This window comes from Desulfopila inferna (assembly GCF_016919005.1).
GTDB classification, from domain to species: Bacteria; Desulfobacterota; Desulfobulbia; order Desulfobulbales; family Desulfocapsaceae; genus Desulfopila_A; species Desulfopila_A inferna.
Map to the genome: position 1 here is coordinate 1 of NZ_JAFFQE010000072.1, position 393 is coordinate 393.

The window sequence follows — 393 nt, forward strand, 5'->3', positions numbered from 1 at the left end:
GCTTAATTTAATTGGCTCATCGGCAGGGGCTTTTCGTTCTGCGTGTTTTGCACAAAACGATCCAGTTAAAGCCATTGAACGTTTAGCAAAATCGTATTCGCAAACCCGATATTCTAGTAATAAACCCACCCCAACTGAAATTACCACTAAAGCCCGCGCATTACTTGCAGATGTGTTTGGTGATAACGGTGTCACTGAAATTATAAATAATCCGGTATTTAAAGCGCATTTTATTGTCGCAAAATCTAACGGGTTTATTGCCAGTGAGAATAAATTAATACAGCTTTTGGGTTTATCAAAAAGTTATATGCTTAACCGCGTTAATCGAAAATTATTAGGCTCGCAATATGAGCGTTTTATTTTTGGCGCGCCCAATAGTGATTTAAGTATTAC

1 pseudogene is annotated in these 393 nt (G+C 37.7%); it reads left to right on the forward strand.

Going from position 1 to position 393, the window contains the following annotated elements:
- A pseudogene (locus JWG88_RS21500) lies at positions 1–393 on the forward strand (patatin-like phospholipase family protein); the annotation flags it as partial.